15 protein-coding genes are annotated in these 23,563 nt (G+C 68.6%); 14 read left to right on the top strand and 1 reads right to left on the bottom strand.

The genetic code is table 11. From position 1 onward, the window contains the following. Positions 1-22: 22 nt before the first annotated feature. The 6 genes from ribB (at position 23) to ACYQ02_RS05935 (ending at position 7,187) form a co-directional block, all read left to right on the top strand. Positions 23-2,122 (top strand): 3,4-dihydroxy-2-butanone-4-phosphate synthase, encoded by a 2,100-nt coding sequence (ribB, locus tag ACYQ02_RS05960; protein WP_460039528.1) that lies wholly within the window; start codon positions 23-25, stop codon positions 2,120-2,122. A gap of 1 nt (position 2,123) precedes the next feature. After that, entirely contained in the window at positions 2,124-2,591 is a 468-nt protein-coding gene (ribH, locus tag ACYQ02_RS05955; protein ID WP_460039527.1) for a 6,7-dimethyl-8-ribityllumazine synthase, read from the top strand. Positions 2,592-2,784: 193 nt separating this feature from the next. After that, the gene (locus ACYQ02_RS05950; protein WP_460039526.1) at positions 2,785-4,344 is read left to right on the top strand and encodes a spore germination protein; all 1,560 of its coding nucleotides are present in this window, start codon (positions 2,785-2,787) and stop codon (positions 4,342-4,344) included. A gap of 234 nt (positions 4,345-4,578) precedes the next feature. Beyond that, positions 4,579-5,724 (top strand): GerAB/ArcD/ProY family transporter, encoded by a 1,146-nt coding sequence (locus tag ACYQ02_RS05945; protein ID WP_460039525.1) that lies wholly within the window; start codon positions 4,579-4,581, stop codon positions 5,722-5,724. A 4-nt stretch (positions 5,725-5,728) separates the two neighbouring features. Further along, positions 5,729-6,919, top strand: coding sequence for a Ger(x)C family spore germination protein (locus ACYQ02_RS05940; RefSeq protein ID WP_460039524.1), 1,191 nt, complete (start codon positions 5,729-5,731; stop codon positions 6,917-6,919). A 28-nt stretch (positions 6,920-6,947) separates the two neighbouring features. Beyond that, entirely contained in the window at positions 6,948-7,187 is a 240-nt protein-coding gene (locus ACYQ02_RS05935; RefSeq protein WP_460039523.1) for a hypothetical protein, read from the top strand. A 131-nt stretch (positions 7,188-7,318) separates the two neighbouring features. On the opposite strand, the gene ACYQ02_RS05930 is transcribed toward ACYQ02_RS05935, so the two are convergent. Beyond that, the gene (locus ACYQ02_RS05930) at positions 7,319-7,972 is read right to left on the bottom strand and encodes a TetR/AcrR family transcriptional regulator (RefSeq protein ID WP_460039522.1); all 654 of its coding nucleotides are present in this window, start codon (positions 7,970-7,972) and stop codon (positions 7,319-7,321) included. A gap of 275 nt (positions 7,973-8,247) precedes the next feature. Between ACYQ02_RS05930 and ACYQ02_RS05925 the strand changes: the two genes are divergently transcribed. From ACYQ02_RS05925 to moaA, 8 genes are all read left to right on the top strand, one after another. Continuing rightward, complete coding sequence (locus ACYQ02_RS05925; RefSeq protein WP_460039521.1) at positions 8,248-9,093, top strand: polysaccharide deacetylase family protein; 846 nt, start codon at positions 8,248-8,250, stop codon at positions 9,091-9,093. A gap of 2,061 nt (positions 9,094-11,154) precedes the next feature. Continuing rightward, positions 11,155-13,806, top strand: coding sequence for an FtsX-like permease family protein (locus tag ACYQ02_RS05920; protein ID WP_460039766.1), 2,652 nt, complete (start codon positions 11,155-11,157; stop codon positions 13,804-13,806). 265 nt (positions 13,807-14,071) lie between these two features. Continuing rightward, positions 14,072-15,973, top strand: coding sequence for an ATP-binding cassette domain-containing protein (locus ACYQ02_RS05915; RefSeq protein ID WP_460039520.1), 1,902 nt, complete (start codon positions 14,072-14,074; stop codon positions 15,971-15,973). Then, positions 15,970-16,479 (top strand): MauE/DoxX family redox-associated membrane protein, encoded by a 510-nt coding sequence (locus ACYQ02_RS05910; protein WP_460039519.1) that lies wholly within the window; start codon positions 15,970-15,972, stop codon positions 16,477-16,479. Before ACYQ02_RS05915 ends, ACYQ02_RS05910 begins: the two co-directional genes overlap by 4 nt. 23 nt (positions 16,480-16,502) lie before the next feature. After that, complete coding sequence (locus ACYQ02_RS05905; RefSeq protein WP_460039765.1) at positions 16,503-17,069, top strand: peroxiredoxin family protein; 567 nt, start codon at positions 16,503-16,505, stop codon at positions 17,067-17,069. Between the two features lie 409 nt (positions 17,070-17,478). Further along, positions 17,479-21,426 carry an FtsX-like permease family protein gene (locus tag ACYQ02_RS05900; protein ID WP_460039518.1) on the top strand — a complete coding sequence of 1,316 codons (3,948 nt, stop codon included), beginning with the start codon at positions 17,479-17,481 and terminating at the stop codon, positions 21,424-21,426. A 55-nt stretch (positions 21,427-21,481) separates the two neighbouring features. After that, entirely contained in the window at positions 21,482-22,204 is a 723-nt protein-coding gene (locus tag ACYQ02_RS05895; protein ID WP_460039517.1) for an ABC transporter ATP-binding protein, read from the top strand. 201 nt (positions 22,205-22,405) lie between these two features. Beyond that, positions 22,406-23,485, top strand: a complete 1,080-nt coding sequence (gene moaA / locus ACYQ02_RS05890; RefSeq protein WP_460039516.1) for a GTP 3',8-cyclase MoaA — start codon at positions 22,406-22,408, stop codon at positions 23,483-23,485. The last annotated feature ends 78 nt before the right edge of the window (positions 23,486-23,563 follow it).

The following is a 23,563-nucleotide window of genomic DNA, read 5'->3' as shown; positions in this document are numbered from 1 at the left end:
TAGCTGGAAGGAGGTTCCCGCGATGTTCACGGGCATCGTCCAAGGGGTGGGCCGCTGCACCGACCGGCGGACCCGGGGCGGCGGCCTGGAGCTCTGGATTGAGGCGCCCTTCCTTCACGGCGTGCGGCCGGGCGATAGCGTCGCCGTCAACGGGGTGTGCCTGACCGTCACCGCCGTCCAGGCCGGCCGGCTCGCCTTCACCGCCGTGCCGGAGACCCTGCGGGTGACCACCCTGGCCGATCTCCAGCCGGGTGACGAGGTGAACGTGGAGCCGGCGTTGCGCTGGGGGGATCCCGTAGGGGGCCATGTGGTCTTGGGGCACGTGGACGGAACGGGGCGGGTCGTCGCCGTGGTGCCGCAAGACGGCGCACTGTCGGTCGAGATCGAGGCCCCGGACCATCTGATTCCCTTCCTCGCACCCAAGGGGTCCATCGCCGTGGACGGCGTGAGCCTGACGGTGGTGGCGGTCAACGGGAAGCGGTTCAGCGTGGCGCTGGTGCCCCACACCCTGGAGCGCACGGCCCTGGGCCGGCGGCGACCGGGAGACCGGGTCAACCTGGAGGCCGACTGGCTTGCACGCTATGGGGCGGGGTGGCTGGCGCCGGGACCGGGCCGCAGCCTGGCGGCTGCTCCCGCGGCGGCCAAGGGCCGGCCCGGCCGAGCCGGTGAAGCCCAGCCCCGCGACGCCGGCCTCCTTGACCCCGTCCGGCGGGTGGAAGCGGCGCTCGACGCCTTGCGCCAGGGTGAGATGGTGGTCATCCTCGACGACGAGGACCGGGAAGGGGAAGGGGACCTGGTGGTGGCGGCCCAGCACGCCACGCCGGCCCATGTCAACTTCATGCTCTCCTTCGGGCGGGGGCTGATCTGTGCCGCCATGGCGGAGTCCCGCTGCCGGGCCCTTGGGCTCCCCCTGATGGTGGACCCGCCGGCCGATCCCATGGGAACCCCCTTCACCATCAGCGTCGACGCCCGGGAGGGTGTGACGACGGGAATCTCGGCGGCCGATCGTGCCCGCACCCTGCGGACCTTGGCCGACCCGGCCAGCAGGCCGGGGGATCTGGTCCGGCCGGGCCACGTGTTCCCCCTGCGGGCCCGGCCGTGGGGGGTCCTACAGCGCAGGGGGCATACCGAAGCGGCCGTCGACCTGATGCGCCTGGCGGGCCTGGAACCCGTGGCCGCCATCTGCGAGATCCTCACGCCCGACGGCCGTTCGGCCCGCCCGCCTGCCATCGTCGCGTGGGCGACGCAAACCGGGCTCCCCTGGGTGCGGGTCTCAGACATCGTCACCTACCGCCTGCGACGGGAGGACCTGGTGCGGCCTGTGGCCTCCACCCGGCTGCCGACGCGATATGGCGAGTTCCGCCTGACAGCCTTCGAATACCAGCCCACCGGCACCGTCCACCTGGCCCTGGTCTACGGCGCGGGAACGGCCGGGGCCGGTGGTGGCGCCAGCGGCCGGGTTGGGGGCGACGGCGTCCTGGCAGGAACCAGCCCCCGCCCGGCCGGCGAAACCAAGCACCCCCCTGCGCCCGGGGATGCGCCGTTGCTGGTCCGGGTCCACAGTCAGTGTTTGACTGGCGATGCCTTCGGGTCGTTGCGCTGCGACTGCGGGGACCAGCTGCAGGCGGCCTTGCGCGCCATCGCGGGGGAGGGCCGGGGTGCCCTGATCTACCTGCAGCAGGAGGGACGCGGGATCGGGCTGGCCGGCAAGATCCGTGCCTATGCCCTGCAGGACCAGGGGCTCGACACCGTGGACGCCAACCTGGCCCTGGGTTTGCCGGTGGACAGCCGGGACTACGGGGTCGCAGCCCAGATGCTGCGGGCCCTGGGGGCCCACCGGATCCGGCTCATGACGAACAACCCGGACAAGGTGGCCCAGCTGCAGCGTTACGGCATCCAGGTGACGGATCGCCTTCCCCTGGAGCCCGCCCACCACCCCGAGAACCGCCGGTACCTGCTGGCCAAGCGACGGCGTCTGGGCCACTGGCTGACCCTGGCGGGGACCGACGCCGGCGTGGACGATCCGTCACCCCAACCAACGGCCCCGGCGGCTCCGCCCGCCCCAACGGGACCGGGCGGGCGACTGCCGGCAAAGGATACGGACCACCAGGAGGCGGAATGACATGCCGGTCTACGAGGGACGGTTCGATCCCGAAGGACTCCGGTTGGCCATCGTGGTCGCCCGGTACAACCGCCCGATCACGCAGGCATTGTTGGCGGGGGCCCAGGAGGCCCTGCGGCGCCATGGCATGCCCGATGACGCCGTCGATGTGGTGTGGGTTCCCGGTTCCTTTGAATTGCCGGTGACGGCCCGCCGCCTGGCGGAATCGGGACGCTATCAGGCGGTCATCGCCCTGGGTGCGGTGCTGAGAGGGGCGACGGCCCACTTCGAGTACGTGGCTGCGGCCGCGACCCAGGGGCTGCTGCAAGCGAGCCTCCAAACCGGTGTTCCGGTGGTGTGCGGGGTGCTCACCTGTGAGACGCTGGAACAGGCCTTCGACCGGACGGGGCTGCGGGCAGGCGATCGGGGTGCAGAGGCGGCCCTTGCTGCGCTGGAGATGGCCGATCTGTTTCGGCGCCTGCCGGCCTGAGCGGACTCATCGGCTCCGGCACCCTCCGGCGGCCGGGAATGGCACCGCTGCCACCGGTGCATGCTGTTGGCGTGCCGGGGCCCGAGCCGGACCGGGGCGGGCCCCCGGCCACACCCTGGGCTGCGGCCGGGGGCCGGGTGCGTCGCCGTGGGGTGGAACCGGCTCCCGCCGGGCCCCCCGGTGGCGGTGACCCGTGGCGGAGCAGCGGCAGAAGGCCCAGGTGGTCCATCAGGTCAAGCAGCTGGTGCGCCTCTCGTCGGCCCTGTCCGAGCGGCTGGGCGACCTGGTGCAGGAGCTGTCGTCGTCCAACCGGGCCGGTTTCACCGGCGAGTTCACGGGCACGGTGACCGTGGACCTGGAGCGACTGCGGGCCGCCCTGCACCATACGGCCGACCTCAACGCCCGCTTCTTCCGGCACCGGGGGCGGTTGCTGGCCGTGCTGGTCTTCCTGGAGCCCCTGGTGGACACCCAGCGGCTCAAGGGCCTGGTCGAAGACCTGGACAAGTTCCTGCGCCAGGGGCCACCCAAGGCCGCCCCGAACCCGGCCTGGTGGCGGTTCGGCGACGAGGTGGAGGCGGTCCCCAAGGTCGACGAGGCGGTGACCCGCCTGCTCACGGGCCACGCCGTCCTCTGCCTGGAGGGTCAGCGGCAGGTCTGGGCGTTCGAGGTCCGCAGCTTCCGCCAGCGGGCGGTTCAGGAGCCCGAGGCGGAGCGCCTGGTGCGCGGGCCCCGGGACGGGTTCGTCGAGAACGTCGAGGTCAACGTGGCCCTGGTGCGCCAGCGGCTGGTGACGCCGCGGCTGGTGGTGCGGGTCTACCGCCTGGGCGACGTGGCCCGCACCCGGGTCGTCCTGCTCTTCATCGAGGGGCTGACGCCCCCCCACCTGGTGACGGAGGTCGAGCGGCGCCTGGCCCGGGTGCGGTCGGACTCCCTCCTCGACTCCGGCCAGCTGGAGCAGTGGCTGGAGGACCGGCCCCACTCGCCCTTCCCCCAGCTGATGGAGACCGAGCGGCCGGACCGGGTGGTGGCGAACCTGCTGGCGGGCCGCATCGCCCTCTTCGTCGACGGCAGCCCCTTCGCCATCATCGCCCCGGCCCTGTTCAGCCAGTTCTACCAGTCGCCGGAGGACTACTACCAGCGCTGGGTCATCGCCAGCCTGATCCGCCTGATCCGGGTACTGTCCATGGCGCTGGCGCTCTTGATGCCCGCCCTGTACATCGCCTTCGTCTCCTTCCACCCGGAGATGATCCCCACGCCGCTGGCGGTGCTGCTGGCCGCCATGCGGGGCGGCGTGCCCTTTCCCGCCATCGGCGAGGCGCTGCTGCTGGAGACGGCGGTGGAGATCCTGCGGGAGGCCAGCATCCGGCTGCCCGGTCCCATCGGCCCGGCCATCAGCATCGTCGGCGGCCTGATCATCGGCGAGATGACGGTCTCGGCGGGGCTGGTCAGCCCGGCCATGGTCATCGTGGTGGCCGTCACCACCATCGGATCCTTCGCTTCGCCCACCTACAGCGCCGCCATCGCCCTGCGCATCCTGCGCTACCCGCTGATGCTGGCGGCGTCGGTCTTCGGCCTCTACGGGGTCGTCATCGGGCTGATCCTGATCGTGGTCCACCTGGCGGATCTGGAGTCCTTCGGGGTGCCGTACCTGTACCCGTACACGCCGCCGCGGTCCATCAAGGAGCTGCGGGATACGCTGGTGCGGGCGCCGCTGCCGGCGGTGCAACGGGGCGAGGGGGCGACGCGGCTCTAAGGCCCTGGGAAGCCCTGGGCGCCACCGCAGGGTGCCCGGGTGCCTCGCCGCGGGCGGCCCGGCAAGCGCGGGGAGCGCCCGGCGTCACGGGACCCGGCCGGGCCGCCGCGGGGCGCGGGCGGCCGCCCCATGGGGCGGTGCGGGTGCGACGGGGTGCGGCCGGGGCGCTGCGGGGAGGGGCGGGTGTCGAGGGGCGGGGCCGGGCCGGTTCGTCCAGGACAGGAGGTGAGGGCCATGTCGAGCAGCCAGGCGGTCACCGTGCGGGGTGCGTTGACCGTCATCGTCAACGTGATGATCGGCATCGGCATCCTCACCCTGCCGCGGGAGGTGGCCGCTCAATCGGGGCCCGACAGCGTGGTCGCCACCTTGCTGGGCGCGGTGCCCGTCGCCGTCGTCCTGGCGGCGCTCAACAGGGTGGCGCCGTGGATGCACCGGCGCCGGCTCGAGCACGGCCTGGAGACCCTGTTGGGCCGCTGGCCGGCCCGGGCGCTGCTTCTCGCCTATTTCCTCTACTTCGGCACCCTGGCCGCCGTCATCGCCCGCGGCTTCGCCGAGGTGGTCAACGCCAACGTCCTGCGCAACACGCCGGTGGAGGCCATCATGATGCCCATGCTGTTCGCCGCCGTGTACCTGGTCCACCACCGCACGGTGACGATGATGCGGGCCATCGAGCTGACCTTCCCCGTGCTGCTGGTGACCCTGGTCGCCCTGGCCCTGGCCACCATGGGGCGGGCCAACCTGGTGTACGTGCGGCCCCAGTGGGCGCTGGGCCTCGAGCCGCTGATCCGCGGGGCGGCCGCCTCCCTGTTCGCTTACTCCGGCTTTGGAGCCTATCTCTTCCTCCTTCCTGAGCTGGAGGACCGGCCACGTCGCCACATGCCCTGGCTGGTGGCGGGGCTGGTCGGCCTGATCTACAGCATGGTCGTCTTCTCCGCCGTGGGCACCTTCGGCGTCATCGAGGTCCAGCGCATCACCTGGCCGACCATCGAGCTGGTGAAGGTGACCCAGATCCCCGGGCGGGTCTTTGAACGGCTGGAATCGGCGTTCCTCGCCGTGTGGGTGACGGCGGTGTTCACCACCGTGGGGCCGGCCCTGTTCGTCGCCGCCAAGGCGCTGCAGGCGGTGCTGGGCCTTCAGGAGCACCGCATCCTGGCCCCCATGTTCCTCCCGCTGCTCTACGTGGTCGCCCTGCTGCCGACCAACTTCGCCGCCGTCAGCCAGCTCCTCGCCGTCCTCGGCTGGATCAGTCTGGGGCTGGAGGTCCTGGTGCCCCTGCTGCTGTGGGCCATCGCCGGCTGGAAGAACCGGCGGACCCGGCGGCATGCGGCCCCCCGCAGTGCCGCCGGGCCCGCCACTCCCGGTGCCGGGGCCGGGGGGTGAGGCCGTGGGTCCCCGTCCCCTGCGCCGCGGCCGGACCCGCCGGCTGGTTGCCCTGGTGGTCATCCTGGCCGCTGCCGTCCTGGGTGGCTGCTGGGACGCCCGCGACCTGGAGGACCGGGCCATCGTGGTGGGCGTGGGCCTGGACCGAGCCCAGGGCGGCGGCATCCAGGTGAGCTTGGAGGTCACCATCCCGGGCGGCACCACCACGCGGCCGGGCATCAGCGGCAACCAGCCCGGCCAGCGGGGCGCGGGGCCAGGAGGCACCAAGGTCGTGCTGTCGGGGACCGGCGCCACCGTCCACGAGGCGCTGGCGGCCATGCGGGATGGGACCCGCTTCGACCTCTTCCTGGGCCACGTGCGGATCGTGCTGATCGGCGAGGAGCTGGCCCGCCAGGGCGTCCTGCAGCACCTGGAGATGCTGGTCCAGAACCCCGAGATCCGGCGGCTGATCCCCATGGCGGTGGTCCGGGGCCGGGCCCGCGATTATCTGATGATGACGGTGGCCCAGGACAACACAGCGGCCCTGTACCTCAGCCAGATGCTGGACGATCTGATCCGCACCGGCCGGGCGCCCAACGTGGACCTGTCCCGCTTCCTGACCGACGTCTCCGAACCCGGCGTCGACCCCGTGGTCTCCATCCTGGGGCGGGGTCCGGGCACCGAGGCGGGGGTCCAGTGGGTGGGGCTCGGCGTCTTCCGGGACGACCGCCTGCGGGCGGTGGTCCGTCCGCCCCAGGCGTGGTATCTGATGTGGGCCATGGGCAGCCCACGGCGGACCACCCTGTTCGTCCCGGTGCGGGAGCCCGTGTCGGGCGGGGTGATCCTGGACATCTTCCACGTGGACTCTCGCCTCACGGTGCAGGGGCCGCCGGACGGGCGGCAGGCGGTGGTGCGGCTGTTGATCGAGGGGCGGGTGGCGGAGCACAGGGCCGGCGGCATCGACCTGACCAAGACCGCCACCATGCGGCGCATCCAGGACCAGACCCAGCGGGACCTGCAGGGACGCGTTCAGCGCCTGGTCGACCAGGTCCGCCGCCAGGGGGCCGACCCCTTCGGCATCGGCCGCGCCCTGCGCACGGTGGAACCCCGCCTGTGGCGGGAGCCGCCCGGGGTGACCCGTGCGGCCGCCCAGCGGTGCCAGGCCCGGGTCGAGGTGGTGGTCCGGCTGCGCCGCACGGGGCTGACCATCCGGTAGCCGGCCGGGGGTTGAAGGGGGAGCGGCCTTGGCGCAGATCATGGCGGTCATAGGTCTTGTGGCCGAGGCGGCCGAACCGGTGACGGCGGCGGTGTTCCTGGCCTGCGGCCTGTTCCTCCTGCTGGTGGAGGGGCGGGATGCCGACCTGGATGTCGTCTCCCGCCGCCTGGCCCGCGGCGTCGGGTGGGTCTACCTGGCGCTGGCGGTGCTGATCGCGGTGCTTCTGGCGGTGGGCGTCGTTCCCTGGGGCCTGGCGCCGGTGGGCTAGACTCGGTTCGGAGTCCTGGCGAGCGGAAGCTGGCGGCCCGCCCCGACGGGGCAAGGGCAGCGGCCCGCCCGAAGGGAGAAGGGAGGCGGCCCGGTGGAAGCCGCCAGGCGCCGCCGTCCAAGCCGGCGGGTTTACCGCGCCGGCGGCGTGGCCGCGCCGGGCGGGAGGGGCCAGGGGGTCCCCAGCCCCCGCAGGCAGAAGCCCACCAGCGGTTCGACGGCTTGGCCCAGGTCCGCCGGGACGCCCGCCTGCAGCCAGCTGATGACCACCTCATACAGGGCACCGATCAGGGCCCGGGCGGCGATGTCTGCCGGCTGGGGAGGCAACAGGCCCTCCGCCATGGCCTCGGTGATGTCCTCGGCCACCAGGTCCCAGAACTGCCGGTGGATGCGGGCCAGCAGCTCGTCGAAAAGGGGGTGGGCCCCCGGCGCCCGCACCAGGGCGATGTGGGCCAGGTTGCGGTGGGCGCCGAAGACCTCCAGGGCGGCCCGGATGGAGGCGGCCAGCTTCTCCAGCTTGGTCGCCTTGCCGGCCCGCGCTGCCACCACCTCGGCCAGGACGCGGCCGTAGAGGCGTTCGATCAGGGCGATGCACGACTGCTCCTTGTTGGCGAAGTAGAGGTAGAAGGTGCCGGTGGCCACCCCCGCCCGGTCGACGATGTCCTTGATCGTCGTCTGGTGATAGCCCCGGGTGGCGAACTCCACGGCGGCCGCTTCCAGCAACTGTTCGTACCGTTCCTGCAGGCGGGGGTCACTGCGCCCCGCCAGGGGCGGTTGCTTGGCCATGATCCGGCTCCTCGTTCCGGCTCCTGCTTGACGGAAGCCTCAGGTGGCGCCGCGGCGCGACTGGTTCATTGTAGCATGGCGCGGTCGCCCCATGGCACGCTAGCATGGTGCTCCCCCGCCCGGCATAGGCATGAACGGGCCCGGAGCCTGAAACCGGCGGCCTGGCCGCCGGGCGTCCCGTTCCCGCCGCCGGTTCCGGGGGCAGGCCCCGCGCCCGGCAGGACGGGTGCCCCGGATCGGGCGCGACCCAAAAGCCCTGGAGCGGAGGGACCACCGTGGCGGGGGAGGAACGCCGCTGGTTCGTCACCGGCCTTCTGGCCGGCCTGTTCGTCCTGGTCCTGGTGCTGCGGGTGGCGGCGCCCACCCCGGCCGACGACATGGTCTCGCCGGCCGGCCCGGCCCCGGTGGTGCCGCGCTTCGCCGTGGCGGACCCGCCTGCGCCGGCCAAGAAGAAACTGCCCATCTACAGCGTCGAGACCGACGCCAAGCGCATCGCCATCTCCTTCGACGCCACCTGGGGGGCCGACAAGACGCCCAGGCTCCTGGAGATCCTGCGCCAGCACAACGTCAAGACCACCTTCTTCCTGGTCAGCATGTGGATCCGCAAGTATCCCGAGGAGACCCGGATGATCGCCCGGGAGGGCCACGAGATCGGGCTGCACTCGGCGACCCACCCGGACTTCCGCACCCTCTCCGACGCCGAGATCCGGCGCGAGCTGGAGGACAACCTGAGGGCCGTCCGGGAGACCACGGGCTTCGAGGCCCGGCTGTTCCGCCCGCCCTTCGGCGCCTACGACGACCGCGTGATCACCGTGGTCGAGAGCATGGGCATCATCCCAGTGCAGTGGGACGTGGACTCCCTGGACTGGATGAAGGTGACCCCGGAGCAAATCGTCTATAGGGTGACCCGGCTGGTTCGCCCCGGTTCCATCGTGCTCTTCCACAACAACGCCGAGTCGACGCCCACCGCCCTGCCGGAGATCTTGCGCCGGCTCCAGGCCGAGGGGTACGAGATCGTGCCCGTCTCGCAGCTACTGCACAAGGGTCCCTACTACATCGACCACACCGGCCGGCAGATCCCCACGGGCCCGCCGCGCCTGGCTCCTCGCCCCAGGCGATAGGGCTCCCCGCCCTCGGCCCTGGGGGGTGCCCCGACGGCCGCTCCCGGTGGTCATCTCCCGTTCCGTTACCGCCACAGCGGACCGTCCCGTGCCCTTCGCGTCCCGGACCCCACGGGGCTGCGGTCGGCCGCGGGGGCCGGGAGGTCCCCATGCGGCAAGGCAAGACGTTCCGCCCCCAAGTATCGGGGTGTCGACTTAACCGGGGCAAGTCCAAGATCCTCGCGGCGGCAGGCGAGTGACCGGCGCAGCACGTCCCTTCGGTAAGATTTTTCTGTGAGCAATCCGGGACCCCTTCGGTTACATTTTGGCTGAGTGATTGCGCACTATTGATACCGGTTGTATGAGAACGTATAATGTAAAAAATACCGAAATGTGGTCCTTTCCGTGATGACTTCGCAGCACACCTCTCGCATCGTCCGACGCTCCTGACCGTCGGTGGCATCTGGCCTTGGATTACCACTTTACTGGCGAATGGCCGCTTCACGAATTGATCTTGCTTCCGTATCGACCGTCTTGAGTCCGAAGCAGCTTCGTCGAGACGACCCTTGGAGAGCCGAACCCGTTTAGCGGCCAGGGTTCCGGTATTCGAGGAAAGGGGGTGAATCGGGTGAGCCTGTTCGCGCGTCTCGGCTCCCTACTGGTGGGGGACGCTGTAGTGCCCAACTACCCCATCTGTAGCAGCGTCGTACTCTGTGACCGTTGGTGTGACTCCTTAACACAGTATGGCTGCGTCCGGTACTGCGACAGCCGTACTGGCGAGGTCTGCTGCGAGAAATGTGGTTATGGTTGTCCGTCGCGCTGCTAACCTCCTCGGAACAAACGGAAAGCGGAGGTGGGGTTGATGGTCGTTTCCCGCTCTTGGCCTTTACACCCTCCGCCGCACATTGGTCCTCCTGAAGGGGTGCGGGCATGGTCAGGAGACTTTGGTCCGGCCGACGTGACCGCCTCGCCTTGTCCCTGATCGGTGCATTAGTCTTGGGCATGGGACTGTCTGTCGTTGCAATATTGTCGGAATCAGTTACCGGTACCGTCGTTCGCGTCTACTCCCGGTCCTGGCGGACGCCCTACGATATCCTTGTGCATAAGCAGACTGAGCAACCACTCCCGGGGTTAGTAGAGCCAAATGTGCTGACCAGTTTGCCGCCCGGCATCACGCGCCGCCAGTTGGAGGATATACGCCGTATCGATGGTGTTGACGTGGCCGCCCCGCTGTCTGTGCTAGGCTACGTCAACGCGACCCTTGGCCTGTATTTCGGAGTAACGGATCCGGAAGGCAAGCCTCTTCAACCGGGTGTATACCGTGTCAGGGAAACGGTTCACAGTTCCCGGTCCGGGCTTGGAGAACGCTTCACGGGTGAATTGGTGTTTGGCGTCGGGGATGCGGCGGGTCGCTTACCGGATTGGGCACCGGAAGGCCTTTTCGTGGCCAATAAGAACCGGCAAACGCCGGTCAGGATCCGTGCATCCGCCAATGTCCCAGCGCTCCTCGTGGGGGTTGATCCCGCCCAGGAGGCTGCGCTGGTCGGCCTCGACGGCGCAGTGTGCGAGGGGCGCTATCTTCGTAGTACTGACGTCGCGGATCATCCCTTCGGTCCCGACATCGTGGGCCTCCCCGTGCTGGTCAACATTCGTGGCTTTGAGGGTGTGCATCTGGAAACGGTTGCGGAAAGGCTCGGGCCGGGCATGGAACCTACAGAAACCGCCTTTCATGCCCGCTTCGAGGGCCTGGACATCGTCCGTGCCATGGAACGGTATGATCCGGGCCATGAGGGGAGTTACGGGTCGTCATGGGTTCAGTTTCGACAGCTACTGGGTCAGTCAGGTTTGCTTCAGTACGAACCAATGACGAGCCCTTTCCCTGAACGTTGGCGCCATGCCGTCCGGTTGCAGGTCGAGAAGGACCAGGAACGGGCTCTTCCCCGGTTCTTCAGCGAAACCGCGGACAGCGAGCCGTACGGACCCGGCCAAGGCCGGGTGCTGGCGTCGCGAGAGGCGGATCTGGGGCGGGTGTTCAGGTCCTTCGCTCCATCCCGGAGATTCGCCGGAGTACTGAGTTTGTTCGTGGTGGGCTATTATGATCCCCAGCTTCTGGACGTCAGCGAAGGGGACGGTCGCTTGCCGTTGGACACCTACCGTCCCGCCGAGGCCGAGTTGGTGTTGGACCCCCAGGGCCGGCCGGTCAATCCTCCGCGCAAGGTGTATGGCGGCTTGACGCCCACAGACTTCCTCTCTTCGCCGCCGGTGTTTCTGACCACCCTGGACGCCGCCCTGGCCACGGCGGGCGAGGATGCCATAAACGCCGTCCGGGTCAAGATCGAGGATGACGATCTGACCACCCCCGAGACCATCGCCCGTGCCAAGCGGATCGCCCGGGAGATCGAGCAGCGTACTGGCCTCGTGGCCCGGGTCACGATGGGCTCTTCGCCCGTCGACGTGCTGATCTACGTACCCGAATCCAACGGCCATCCCACCCTGGGCTGGGTGGAGGAGCAGTGGATCCACCTGGACGCGGCGGTGACGGCCGTGGAGCAGACGGAGTTCGGCTACAGTGCCTTCGTCGCCGTGGCTCTGGTGGTGGGGCTGTTGTACGCCGTCACCACGGCCCTGGCGGGGGTCACCGCCCGGCGGCGGGAGCTCGGGGTGGCGTTGGCGGTGGGCTGGCCGGGGCGGGCTTTGGCGCGGCTTGCCGTGGGGGAGCAGGCCCTGCTCGGCGGCGCGGTCGGGCTCATGGCGGCGCTGGCTGCTGCGGTGGGCGGCTCGCCGGCCTCGGCGGTGGGGCTCGCGCTGGCGGCAGGGCCGCTGTTGTACCTTCCGGCCATGGCGGCGGCGGGCCGGGCGGTACGGGGCGTTTCGCCTGATCAGGCGCTCCGGTGGGGGGACGTGGCTCCCGGACGGCGGGTGCTGCCGGGGAGCGGAGTGCTGCCCCTGGCCGCAGCCAGCCTGTTCGGCCGGCCGGGCCGGACGCTATTGACGGTGGTGGCCATCGCCCTGCCCACGGCGCTGATCCTGCTTCTTAGCTACATCGCCCTGCACCTGCGGGGGGTGCTCTATACCTCCATCACAGGTGAGTACGCGGCGCTGAAAGTGGGGCCGATCCAGTACGCCATCGGCTTGGTTGCGCTGGCGGTGGCGGGGGTGACGGCCTTCGACCTTGTGCGGCAGAACGCCATCGACCACCGGCAGGAGCGGGCACTGCTGCACGCCCTGGGCTGGCCGCGGGGGCGGATCGGGCTGCTGATGGTAGCCGAGGGGGCGGTACTGGGGCTTTTGGCCGGGGTGCTCGGCGACCTGCTGGGGGTCGGCGTGGTCGGGCTGCTGTACGGGGCGGGAGTCACGGCGGCCTGGCGAACAGCGGCATGGGTGTGGTTGGTCCCGCTGGGGCTGGGGGCGCTGACGGGGCTGCTGAGCGCCATGGTGGAGCTGCGATCCTGGGGCTGGCAGGCGCTGGCGGGGGTCGAGGCCCGGCAGGTGCTGCGGGGCGGGCGGGCCCTCCGCTGGACCTCCCTGGCCGTGGCCCTCGCGGCGCTCGGGACCGTGCTGGTGCTGACCCTACCGAGAGCTTTTCAAGAGTGGAGACACCGCGCCGCCGCGGGCACAGTCACCGCGGATACCTCTCAACCTGACGCTAAGGTCGCGCAGGACATCATCGCCCGGCTGGAGGCGCAGGCGGAAGCCGCATCGGAAGGAGATCTCGGAGGTTTTCTGGATACCGTCGATCCCGATACGCCGACGTACCGAATGGTCAAACGACACTGGTTCGAGGACCTGCAAGTCTGGAAGCAGGCGCACCCGCAGAGCCGGGTGAGCATGGAGCCGGAGGACGTGACGCTGCTGGGGGAGCGCTCTGCTCTTGTCCCGGTGCGGGTCGAGGTGGTGGACCCCGAGGACCCGGGGGCCTCACAGGTTTATTTGGTCGGCACGGTCTGGGTGAAGCGGCAGGACCGCTGGTATGAGCACGGGCTCGACCTGAAGGCCCTTGAGCACGATGGAGTGATGGTCTGGCACGACGAGCGGATCACGGAGGAAGCTGCCCAAGAGGCCGCGAGGGCCGCGGGGCGGGTCGCGGCAAGGCTGAAACGGGAACTACAGCTGACCCCATCTCCTCCGCTGGTTCTGGAATGGCACGCGACACCGGACCACCTGCACAGGTTGCTAGGCCCTAACCTGGGCACCAAACGCGGCATCCCACCGTGGGTGGAGTATGGCGAGCCGTTGCGGGTCGCGGGAAACCACATTCCTTCACAGGAACTTCTGGCCTACCTCCTGGCCCAGAAGGCTGCGATGGACATGAGCCACAACCATGCCTCCGAGTGGTTGCGGGAGGGGGTAGGGCGGTACGTGGCGGACCGGCTCGCCGGGCGGGCTCTGGCCGCCGCTGTGACGAGCGTGCGGGACGCCGGTGGGCTACTTCGCCTGCCGGAGTTGCCCCGCTACCAGAACGGCCTGGAGCTACCGCCCACGCAATGGAACCGAGCCGCTGATACGGCGGCTTTGTTATCCGCCTACCTGGAACAAGAGCACGGGCAGGGGACGCTGGCGAGTGTCCTTCAGAAACTGGCGCGGAAGCCGGCGGACCCCCGCATGACCGGCCCGGCCACCTTCGAGGCCCGTAGCCAGGCCACCATCGAGGCTATCGAAGAGGTGACGGGGAAGTCTTGGGCGGAACTTGACCAAGCGTTCCACAGTTGGTTCTACCGTGACAGAGGCTACTAGGCATCATGCGTGTAGTCTGTCGTTTCTTGTCGAACAGTTCTTTTCATTTGCGGCAGGATTTCCCGTATTCGTGGCGAAGCACATTTCTGCCAAAGCTGAGGGTGCTATGCAGACGTGGTTATCGTTAGCTCCGCCGGGGGCGTTTGCAGGAGTTTTGAGGTGCCGTGTTGACGGATTCCCACCCGGTTGTATTACGTACCAGGTTTCGCAGCTCGTCGTCATGCCCAGCGCATCCGCCGAACGGGTGGTGACGGGAGGTCGTAGAGTGTCATCCAGCCTGCGAATTGCCAGTACGGGGCACATTACTCAGTTCACTCATACCATCATCTTCGCCTACCGTCTGGCATGGGATGCCGCCCCCCTCGCACTGGTGATTCATGTCACCGCACAGGTGCTACAAGCAGTCCTACCCGCGCTTTCTGTGAAGGTCACCTCGCTGTTGGTCGATGCCGTTCGAGTATCCGCCATGTCGGGTCTGGGGCTGGCGGTGCGATTCCTCGTGCTCCAAGCACTCCTAGTGCTGGCGCAACACGCGGTAGAGACCGCTGTCAGTTTAGCCTCACAACTAGGCCAGCAGAAAACGGCCACCCACGTCCTGGACATATTAATCGGCCGTGTCCAGCAGGCGCCGTTCGATATACGCCAAACCACGCGCTTTAACGAAGAAGTAGCGTTTCTCCGTTTCAACGCGCCATTCCGAGCCTACCAGGTGGTGAATGCCGTTAATGCTCTCGTGGCGGCGGCTGTAACGGCTGCGGGTGTGGTTGCCGCCATTGGCACCACCCGGTGGCATCTGGGGATGGTCGTGTTAGTGGCAACGGTGCCCACATTGTTCGCCGCTCGCCGCGCCGTGCGGGTTCAGTTCAACGCATCCCTCCAGCAAGCCGGCGACACTTACCGAGCCCACAGCTTTTACGAGTTACTGCTCAATCGCAAGCATGCGGCCGAAATCACTCTCCACCGGGCCGGTGACTTTCTCCGGCGGGTGTGGCGGTTTCACGCTGAACGGGCGTTGGATCGGGCGTGGAGGGCTTTCCGGACTCAGACCGCGGTGGAGGTCCCCGTCCAGGTGCTCAACGTGGTTTCCCTGGCGGGTACCACATTGGCATTTGCCCGGTACGTAGCAGAGGGTTCCCTCTCTGTAGGCGGATTCGTGGCCGGGGTGCAGGGTATCACCTTCGTGCAGAACGCGGCCACCTCGTTCTACACATCCCTGTCATCACTCTGGCAAGTCTTACTGTACATGGAGAGGCTACGAGAGTTCTTTGGGCATGGACAAGGGCACCCAACAGGCGGTGTGGACCCGAATTCCCATGAGCCCCTAGGCCGGGTGGAAAGGTCAGCCACCCAGCTCGTTCCTACAGGGACGTTCGTGAAATATGACCACCCCGAACACTTGCTCGAGCTTGAAAAGGTATCGTTTGCTTACCCCGGGTCATCCGAACTCGCGCTACGTGACATCACTCTTGTGGTGTCAGCCGGTCAGGTGCTGGCCCTCGTCGGTCCCAACGGTGCCGGGAAGACGACGCTACTCCAGATCACGGCGGGGTTAAGCTCGCCCACGTCCGGGGTGGTCCGTACTGGCACCCTTCTGCGTTCTCCCCAAGGTGATGACCTGAAGGACATTGCGCTGGTTGCGCAGGAGTTTCTCGGACTCCACCTAACCCTGTTTGAGAATGTAGCTCTGACCAGTGACGAGCCGAACCCGGATACTGAACGGCGCGTCCTTGCGGCGCTAACACTAGCAGGCGCCGGCGGTCTTGTCGACCGGGTTGGCCTGTACGCCCCACTTGGACCGGAAATCAATGACGGTCGCGGGCTTTCCCGAGGCGAGTGGCAGCGGATCGCGCTGGCCAGGGCCCTTTACCGCAATGCGAAGCTGCTCCTACTGGACGAACCCACCGCGAGTGCGGATGGCGACCAGCGCCGCCATCTATCGGCATTACTGAAGGACCTTAGCCAGCAGTGCACTGCGGTAGTGGTAGCCACGCATGACCCCGTGATCGCCGCCGTCGCCGACCGGGTGGTGCTGCTCCAACAGGGGCACGTCGTGGCAGAAGGCGAGCATAAGGACCTATTGCGTACAGTGCCGACATACCGCCGCCTAATGCGGCGGGCGTGGCTGGAGTCAGGCACGCCAATGGGGGCGGAGGTGAGCCTGTCATGAGCTTGACGTCAGCCTGTCTGTTAGCCCTGGGGATGTTCCTGTTCACCTCGGTATGGCCAAAGGTGCGCAATCCCCGCCTTTTCGTGGGAGCTCTAGAGGGCTATGGCTTTCCGCGGCATTGGGCGGGTGTCCTGGCACCGATTCTGGTCACCACGGAAGCAGCTATCGCGGTGGCGTGCTTGCTCCGATTCAAGCCCGCTTTGACTGCCGCTGCTGTCTTATTCTTGCTATGCATCTATTCGGGTGTGGTGGCTTTTGCACTGATGTCGGGGCGGAAGGGCATCGGATGCGGTTGTTTCGCCTTTGGAAGCGACCGCACGGTGAGCTGGACCCTCTTGCTGCGTAACGGGGCTGCGGCCGTATTGGCTCTGCCTCCTCTCTGTCTGTCCACGCCGGCAGCTGGCGGCTCCTCGTTACTGACGCTGTCCGCTTCAGTGGTGTTCCTGTTCATCGTGGGCTTGACGGATGAGTTGGGCTACGTCGCAGACCTCGTTCACGGCAAGTGAACGACGAAAGGTAAGTGAGTGCAATGGATGCGTTGACCGTATCCGTGATCGCCCTCTGGGTTGTGGTTGCCGTTCTTGTTGTTTGCTTCTATTCCGTGGTGCGGCTAGTACGGGAGGTGCTGGTCGAGGTTCGGCAACGGGGTGCCTGGGTCGGCCAGGGCCTTCCGCTGGGTACTCCCGCACCGGATTTCAGTGAACGCAGCGCGAGTGGTGAGGTAGTCACGCTAAAGTCGCTGGCAGGCAGGCATATTGCACTGTTGTTTACCTCCATAACCTGCAAGGCGTGTGAGCGTTTGTTGGACGAAGTCAACGAGAAACGGGCGGAGTTTGCCGAGTTCGCGGCCTCTCTCGTAATTGTCAACAGCAGCCCGCGCCAACCCGAAGCGAGCTGGCCGGGGTGGACGCTTCAGGACACGTTCAAGGTGCTGCCTCGTAGTGACCTGTTTCGAGCGTATCGAATATGGTCGGTGCCAACCGTAATGACCATTGGTCCTGCTGGTACCGTGGAACGGCAACGCCCGGTTTCGACTTGGCATGAGTTGCTGGCAGAACTAAAGGCGTTTTCCGATGCGTCAGACGTCGTTGGATAGGTTGAACCTCACAGCGCTTTGTTAACAATTGCGAGGATCGCTTCGGGGATGGAGCTAGCGCCCAGCCCACGAATCCCTTGGGAAGATCCTCGCGAGGTCCGCCTGTGGTGGCTTGGCTACTGGTTGCCACAGCGTGTCTTTCGATAAAGGAGGTGAACTTCGGTGAGCCTGTTTACAAGGCTCGGTGCGCTGCTCGTCGGTGGAGATGTTCGGCCGAACTACCCGATCTGCAGCGAGGTTCGTGCGTGCGGTTGCTGCTCCGATGGCAGGCTGAGGGTCTGTGACGTAAGCTACGGCGACGATTGCGGGTGCGTAAACATCCGGTGCTAGGGCGCCGCGTTGGCAAGGTAGGGGTTGGGCGCGCCCCCACCTTTGCCATTGATTGGTTTTGGTGATCGGGGGTTGAATGATGGCCTGGCGATTCTGGAGCGGGCGGCGGGACCGGCTGGCGCTGGCGATGATCGGGGCGCTGGTGTTGGGGGTGGGCCTCTCGGTCATCGCCCTGTTGTCGGGTTCCGTGATGGGGACCGTGGTCGAGGTCTACTCCGAGTCGGCCCGCGCCTCTTATGACATCCTGGTGTACGCGCCCCGAGCGAACGGCGAATCGCTGCCGGACCGCCTGCCCCCCAATGAACTCTTGAACCTCACACCGGGCATCGGTCCCGAACAGGTCGAAGCGATCCGGCACATTCCGGGCGTCGCGCTGGCGGCGCCCCTGGCGGTGGTCGGGTTCATCGAGGTGGGGCCGGGCAAGTTCTTCCCCCGGTATGATCCCGAGGGGCCGGTCTCGCCGCCACGCCGATGGCCGCCGGGAGTCTACCGGGTGACGGAAACGGTCCGTTCCGACCGGGCGGGATTGAATGAGTCCTTTTCCCGGACGACGTGGGTGGCGGCTAGCGACAACGGGGTGCTTCCGGCGTGGGCTCCAGACGGGATCAGCGACTACTACGCCCCTGGGATTCCGCCGGATTGGGATTGGCTCCAGCCAGCGGACGCCGTGGCGCCGGCACCGGTCTTGCTGGTAGGGGTCGATCCCGAGGCGGAAGCCGCGTTGCTCGGCATGGACCAGGCGATCACGGAAGGTCGCTATTTTGCTCCTTCGGATGCGGTCCGCAGCGAAGACCGCTTGGCCATCCCGATCGAGGACGTGAAGAAGGCGAACCTGCGACTCGACGATCCGAATCTCCTCCAAAAGCTGGCTCGGTTGCGCAAGGTGCGGGTCGGTCAAGATTTCTACATCCCGGTTCTTGTCAATACCCGGGCCTTGGATGGCGTCCGCGCCGAATTCGTGGTCGAACGGATGGGCCCCGAGGGGCGACCGGTCGACGTCGCATTTCGGGTGGTCCATGAGGGGCTCGACATCATCCGGGCGAGTCTGGGGGCGGGTTGGCAGGACGACGACATGACCTACTGGCGGGAAGGGTATGTTCCGTGGCGTGGGTTGCTTGGCCGGGCCGGCTCGTTGCAATACGAAGGGGCCGCAAGCCCATTCCCATCCCGCTGGCCGCGGGCGGTCCGTCTACGGAGCCTGGACGCCACGCCATTGCGCGATGCGTGGGATTCCTCAAGGATTGTCAGGGCCTACTATGAACCAAACTATTTTTCCCTGCGGCAAGCCCGATTCCTTGAGGTCGATCCCCGCATCACGGACACCCGCAAAGCCTCCTTCGGTCGCGTCTACCGCTCCTTTCAACTCCCGCACCGGTCGGGCGCGGCGATCACCCCAGAGATCGTTGGCTACTTCGACCCCCAGCGGCTGGCGGTCAGCAAGGATGAAGCGGGCCAGCCGCTGGAGACCTACCGCCCGGCCGAGGCGACCCGGGTGCTCGACCCCCAGGGGCGGCCGGTCAATCCCCCACAGACGGTCCGGGGCGGGCTCACCCCCACCGACTTTCTGACCTCACCGCCGGTGTTTGTCACTACCTTGGACGCGGCCTTGAAGATCGAGGGCGAGGACGCCATCAACGCCGTGCGGGTCAAGATCGAGGGCAGCGAGCAGATCACCCCCGAGACCATCGCCCGGGCCCGGGACATCGCCCGGACGATCGAGGAGCAGACGGGCCTGGTGGCCCGGGTCACCATGGGGGCGGCGCCGGCCCGGGTGCTGATCGAGGTGCCGGAGTCCAACGGCCACCCGGCCCTGGGTTGGGTGGAAGACGTGTGGATCGACCTGTCGGGCGCGGTGACGGCGGTGGAGCAGGCGCAGTTTGGCCACGGGGCCTTCGTGGTGGTGGCCCTGGGGGTGGGGTTGCTGTACGCGGTGGCCACGGCCCTGACGGGTGTCACCGCCCGGCGGCGGGAGCTGGGCGTGGCGGCGGCGGTGGGCTGGCCGGGGCGGGCGTTGGGGCGGCTGGCGGTGGGGGAGCAGGCGGTGCTCGGTGGCGCGGTGGGGCTGATGGCGGCGCTGGCGGCAGCGGTGGGGGGGCTGCCGGCGGGTGCCGTGGGCTTGATGCTGCTGGCGGGGCCGGTGCTGTACCTGCCGGCCATGGTGGCGGCGGGGTGGGCGGTGCGGGGTGTGGCGCCCGGGGAGGCGCTGCAGTGGGGGGACGTGGCGCCGGGGCGGCGGGTGCTGCCCGGTAGTGGGGTCGCGCCGCTGGCGGTGGCGAGCCTGTTCGGGCGGCCGGGGCGGACGCTGCTGACGGCGCTGGCCGTGGCCCTGCCGACGGGGCTGATCCTGCTTTTGAGCCACATCGCCCTGCACCTGCGGGGGGTACTGTACACGACCATCACCGGGGAGTACGCGGCGCTGAAGGTGGGGCCGATCCAGTACGCCATCGGGGTGGTGGCGCTGGCGGTGGCGGGGGTGACGGCCTTTGATCTGATCCGCCAGAACGCCATCGACCACCGGCAGGAGCGGGCACTGCTGCATGCCCTGGGCTGGCCGCGGGCGCAGATCGGGCGGCTGATGGTCGCCGAGGGAGCGCTGCTGGGGCTTATCGCGGGCGTGGCAGGGGACCTGCTGGGGATGGTCGCGATCGGGCTATTGTATGGGACCGGCGGCCTGCAGGCCTGGCGGACGGCGCTGTGGGTGTGGCTGGTGCCGGTGGGGCTGGGGGCGCTGACGGGGTGGCTGAGCGCCCTGGTGGAACTGCGGTCGTGGGGCTGGCAGGCGCTGGCGGGAGTGGAGGCCGGGCAGGTGGTGCGGGGCGGGCGGGGCCTTCGCCGGGCGTTCCTGGCCGTGGTCCTGGCGACGCTCGGCATCGTACTGGTGCTGACCGTGCCCCGGGCCATCGAGGAGTGGCGCAGTCGGCCGCTCCGGGCGGATACCGCCGGACCCGAGGCGACGGTGACCCAGGCGATCACCGCCGCCCTCGACCAGCAGGCGCGGGCCGCGGAGGAAGGGAACCCGCAGAAGTTCTTGGAGACGGTGGATCCCGAGGCTCCCGCGTACCGGCAGATCAAGCGGCACTGGCTGGAGGACCTGCAGGTCTGGATGCAGGTGCATCCGGACGGCCGCGTGACCCTCCAGCCGGTCACCGTCCGGCTGCTGGGGGAGGCGACGGCCCACGTCCCGGTTCGCGTGACGGTGGAGGCCCCCGGCGGACCCTCACAGGCCTACGTCATCGAGACGGTGTGGGTGAAGCGGGGCGAACGCTGGTATGAGCATGGGCTGAACCTCGCGGCCCGCGACATGGACGGCGTGACGGTGTGGTACGAGCCGGAATTACCTGAGGAGCGGGTCGAGGCGACGGCCATGCGCCTGGCGGCGCTGGCGGAGCGGTTGGAAGGAGAAGTGGGGATCGGGCTTGCCGAACCGCTGATCGTGGAATGGCACGCCGACCCGAACGCTCTGCGGACCCTCTTGGGGCCCAACCTGGCCACCAAGCAAGGGATTCCGCCGTGGGTGGAATATGGCGAGCCGGTGCGGATCGCAGGAGCGAACGAGCCGTCCGAGGGCCTGCTCGCCTACCTGCTGGGCCAGAAGGTGGCGATGGACGCAAGCCATAACCATGCCGCCGAGTGGTTGCGGGAGGGGGTGGGGCGGTACGCGGCGGACCGGCTCACCGGCCGGGACCTGGCAGCGCTCGTTTCGAGCCTGCGGGAGGGGGGCGGGCCGCTGCCGCTGCCCGAGCTGCCCCGCTACCAGAACGGCCTGGACCTGCCGCCCGAGCAATGGAACCGGGTGGCGGACTCGGCGGCGCTGCTGGTGGCCTATTTGGAAGATGAGCAGCGGCAGGGGACGCTGGCCCGGGTGCTTGAGGCTCTGGCGCGGCGGCCGGCGGACCCGCGCATGACCGGCCCGGCGACCTTTGACGAGCGCAGCCGGGCCACCATCGAGGCCATCGAGGAGGTGACGGGCAAGTCCTGGGCTGAGCTCGACCCGGAGTTCCGGCGCTGGTTCGAAGCGTTGCCGTAAATGCCGTGGCCACACGTGGACTGTATGTCAAGCCTGGGGTCAGGGGGGAAGCGACATGGAGGTGGAAGCTGCGGGGGCACAGGTCGAGCCCCGGGCGCAACCCGACGCGGCGCTGATCCTGGAAGGTGTCAAGAAGTCCTACCGCCTCCGCGATACCGAGGTGCAGGTTCTTAACGGGGTGGACCTTACCCTCGCACGCGGTGAGAAGGTGGCCCTGGTGGGCCACTCCGGCTCCGGCAAGTCCACCCTGCTCTCCATCGTCGCCGGGCTCCAGCCTCCCACCGCGGGGCGGGTGGTGGCCGCCGGGGTGGACGTGACGGCCGCCCGGCCTGCTGAACTGCCACGTTTCCGCTTCGAGAATGTGGGTTTCGTCTTCCAGCAGTACCACCTGATCCCGACCCTGACCGCTCTGGAGAACGTCATGTTGCCCTGCGTGCCCTGGAAGGTGGATTACGATCCCCGGGAGCGGGCGCGGGAACTGCTGGAACTGGTGGGCCTGGGGCACCGGCTGGACCACCTGCCGGCGCAGCTTTCCGGCGGCGAGCAGCAGCGGGTCTGCATCGCCCGGGCCCTGATCAACCACCCCACGTTGCTGCTGGCCGACGAACCCACGGGCAACCTGGACGAGGACTCCGAACGGGACGTCATGCGCCTCATCCACGACCTGGCGGATCGCTTCGGCATGACCGTCCTGTTCGTCACCCATGACCTCGGCCTGGCCAGGGCCTTCCAGCGGGTGGTCCGCCTCAACGGAGGGGCTGTCGTCCCGGAGGCGTGAACGCCCCCTCCGGTGCGACGCGACCGGTGCAGGTCTGACGGATCTTGGGCTGTTTACCTGGCCCGCACGTTCGACGTAGAGCCTGCGGAAGCCGGTTGACAGGAACCGCCCCCTTGGCCCCCGAATGGAAGGGACGGAGCGGTCGGGGGCCGGATCCCTTACCGGACGAACCCGGCCCCGCACCCGCCTGGGGGTGAGCCCATGACACTGGGGGGGCCTGAACCGGCCGCCACGGTGCGGACGGTGGTCAGCCGGGCGACGGACCCGGCGCCGCCGGGGATGCCCACCGCCGGCCCGCTGGTCGACCGGTTCGGCCGGGTGGTGCGGAAGCTGCGCATCTCGCTGACGGATCGGTGCAACTTCCGCTGCGTGTACTGCATGCCTGAAGGCGACATTCCCTGGATCCCGACCGAGGAGATCCTGACCTTCGACGAGATCCAGCGGGTCGTGCGCCTCTGCGCCGCCATGGGGGTGGAGAAGATCCGCCTGACGGGCGGCGAGCCGCTGTTGCGGCCCCGCGTCGAGGAGCTGGTCGCCCGCCTGGTGCGGATCCCGGGGATCCGGTCCGTCAGCATGACGACCAACGGATTCCTCCTGAAGGAGAAAGCGGGCGCCTTGAAGGCCGCGGGCCTCGCCGGCATCAACGTCAGCCTCGACTCCCTGGACCGGGACCGGTTCCGCCAGCTCACCCGCCGGGACGAGCTGGACCGGGTGCTGGAGGGGATCGCGGCCGCGGCCTCGGCGGGCCTGGAGCCCATCAAGATCAACGCCGTGGTGATGCGGGGCATCAACGACGGCGAGATCGAGACCTTCCTGCGCTGGGTGCGGGAGCAGCCCATCCAGCTGACGTTGCGTTTCATCGAGTTCATGCCCCTGGACGGGTCCAACGTGTGGACCCGGCAGCTGGTCTACACCGCCGCCGAGATCCTCGAACAGGCGCAGCGCATCGCACCCGTAGAGCCGGTGAACAACGACCCGGCCGACCCGGCCCGCCTCTACCGCTTTGCCGACGGGCGGGGCACCTTCGGCATCATCGCCTCGGTCTCCCAGCCCTTCTGCGCCAGCTGCGACCGGATCCGGCTGACGGCCGACGGCAAGATCCGCAACTGCTTGTTCGCCGTGGAAGAGTTCGACCTGCGGGAGCTCTTGCGTGGCGGTGCCGACGACGCGGCCGTGGCGGCCGCCATCCGCCGGGCGGTATGGGTCAAATGGGCCGGCCACCTGATCAACCAGAAGGGCTTCGTCAAGCCCCAGCGGGCGATGTACGCCATCGGGGGGTGAGGAGCGGCCGGCAGCCGCCCGGGTCCCGGTCCGGGGACTGGTCCCCGCCCCGTTGCCGCCTTCTGGCTGTGTCGGCAA

It is taken from the genome of Thermaerobacter litoralis (assembly GCF_054654595.1).
This window is presented reverse-complemented; position numbering and strand designations above follow the sequence as displayed.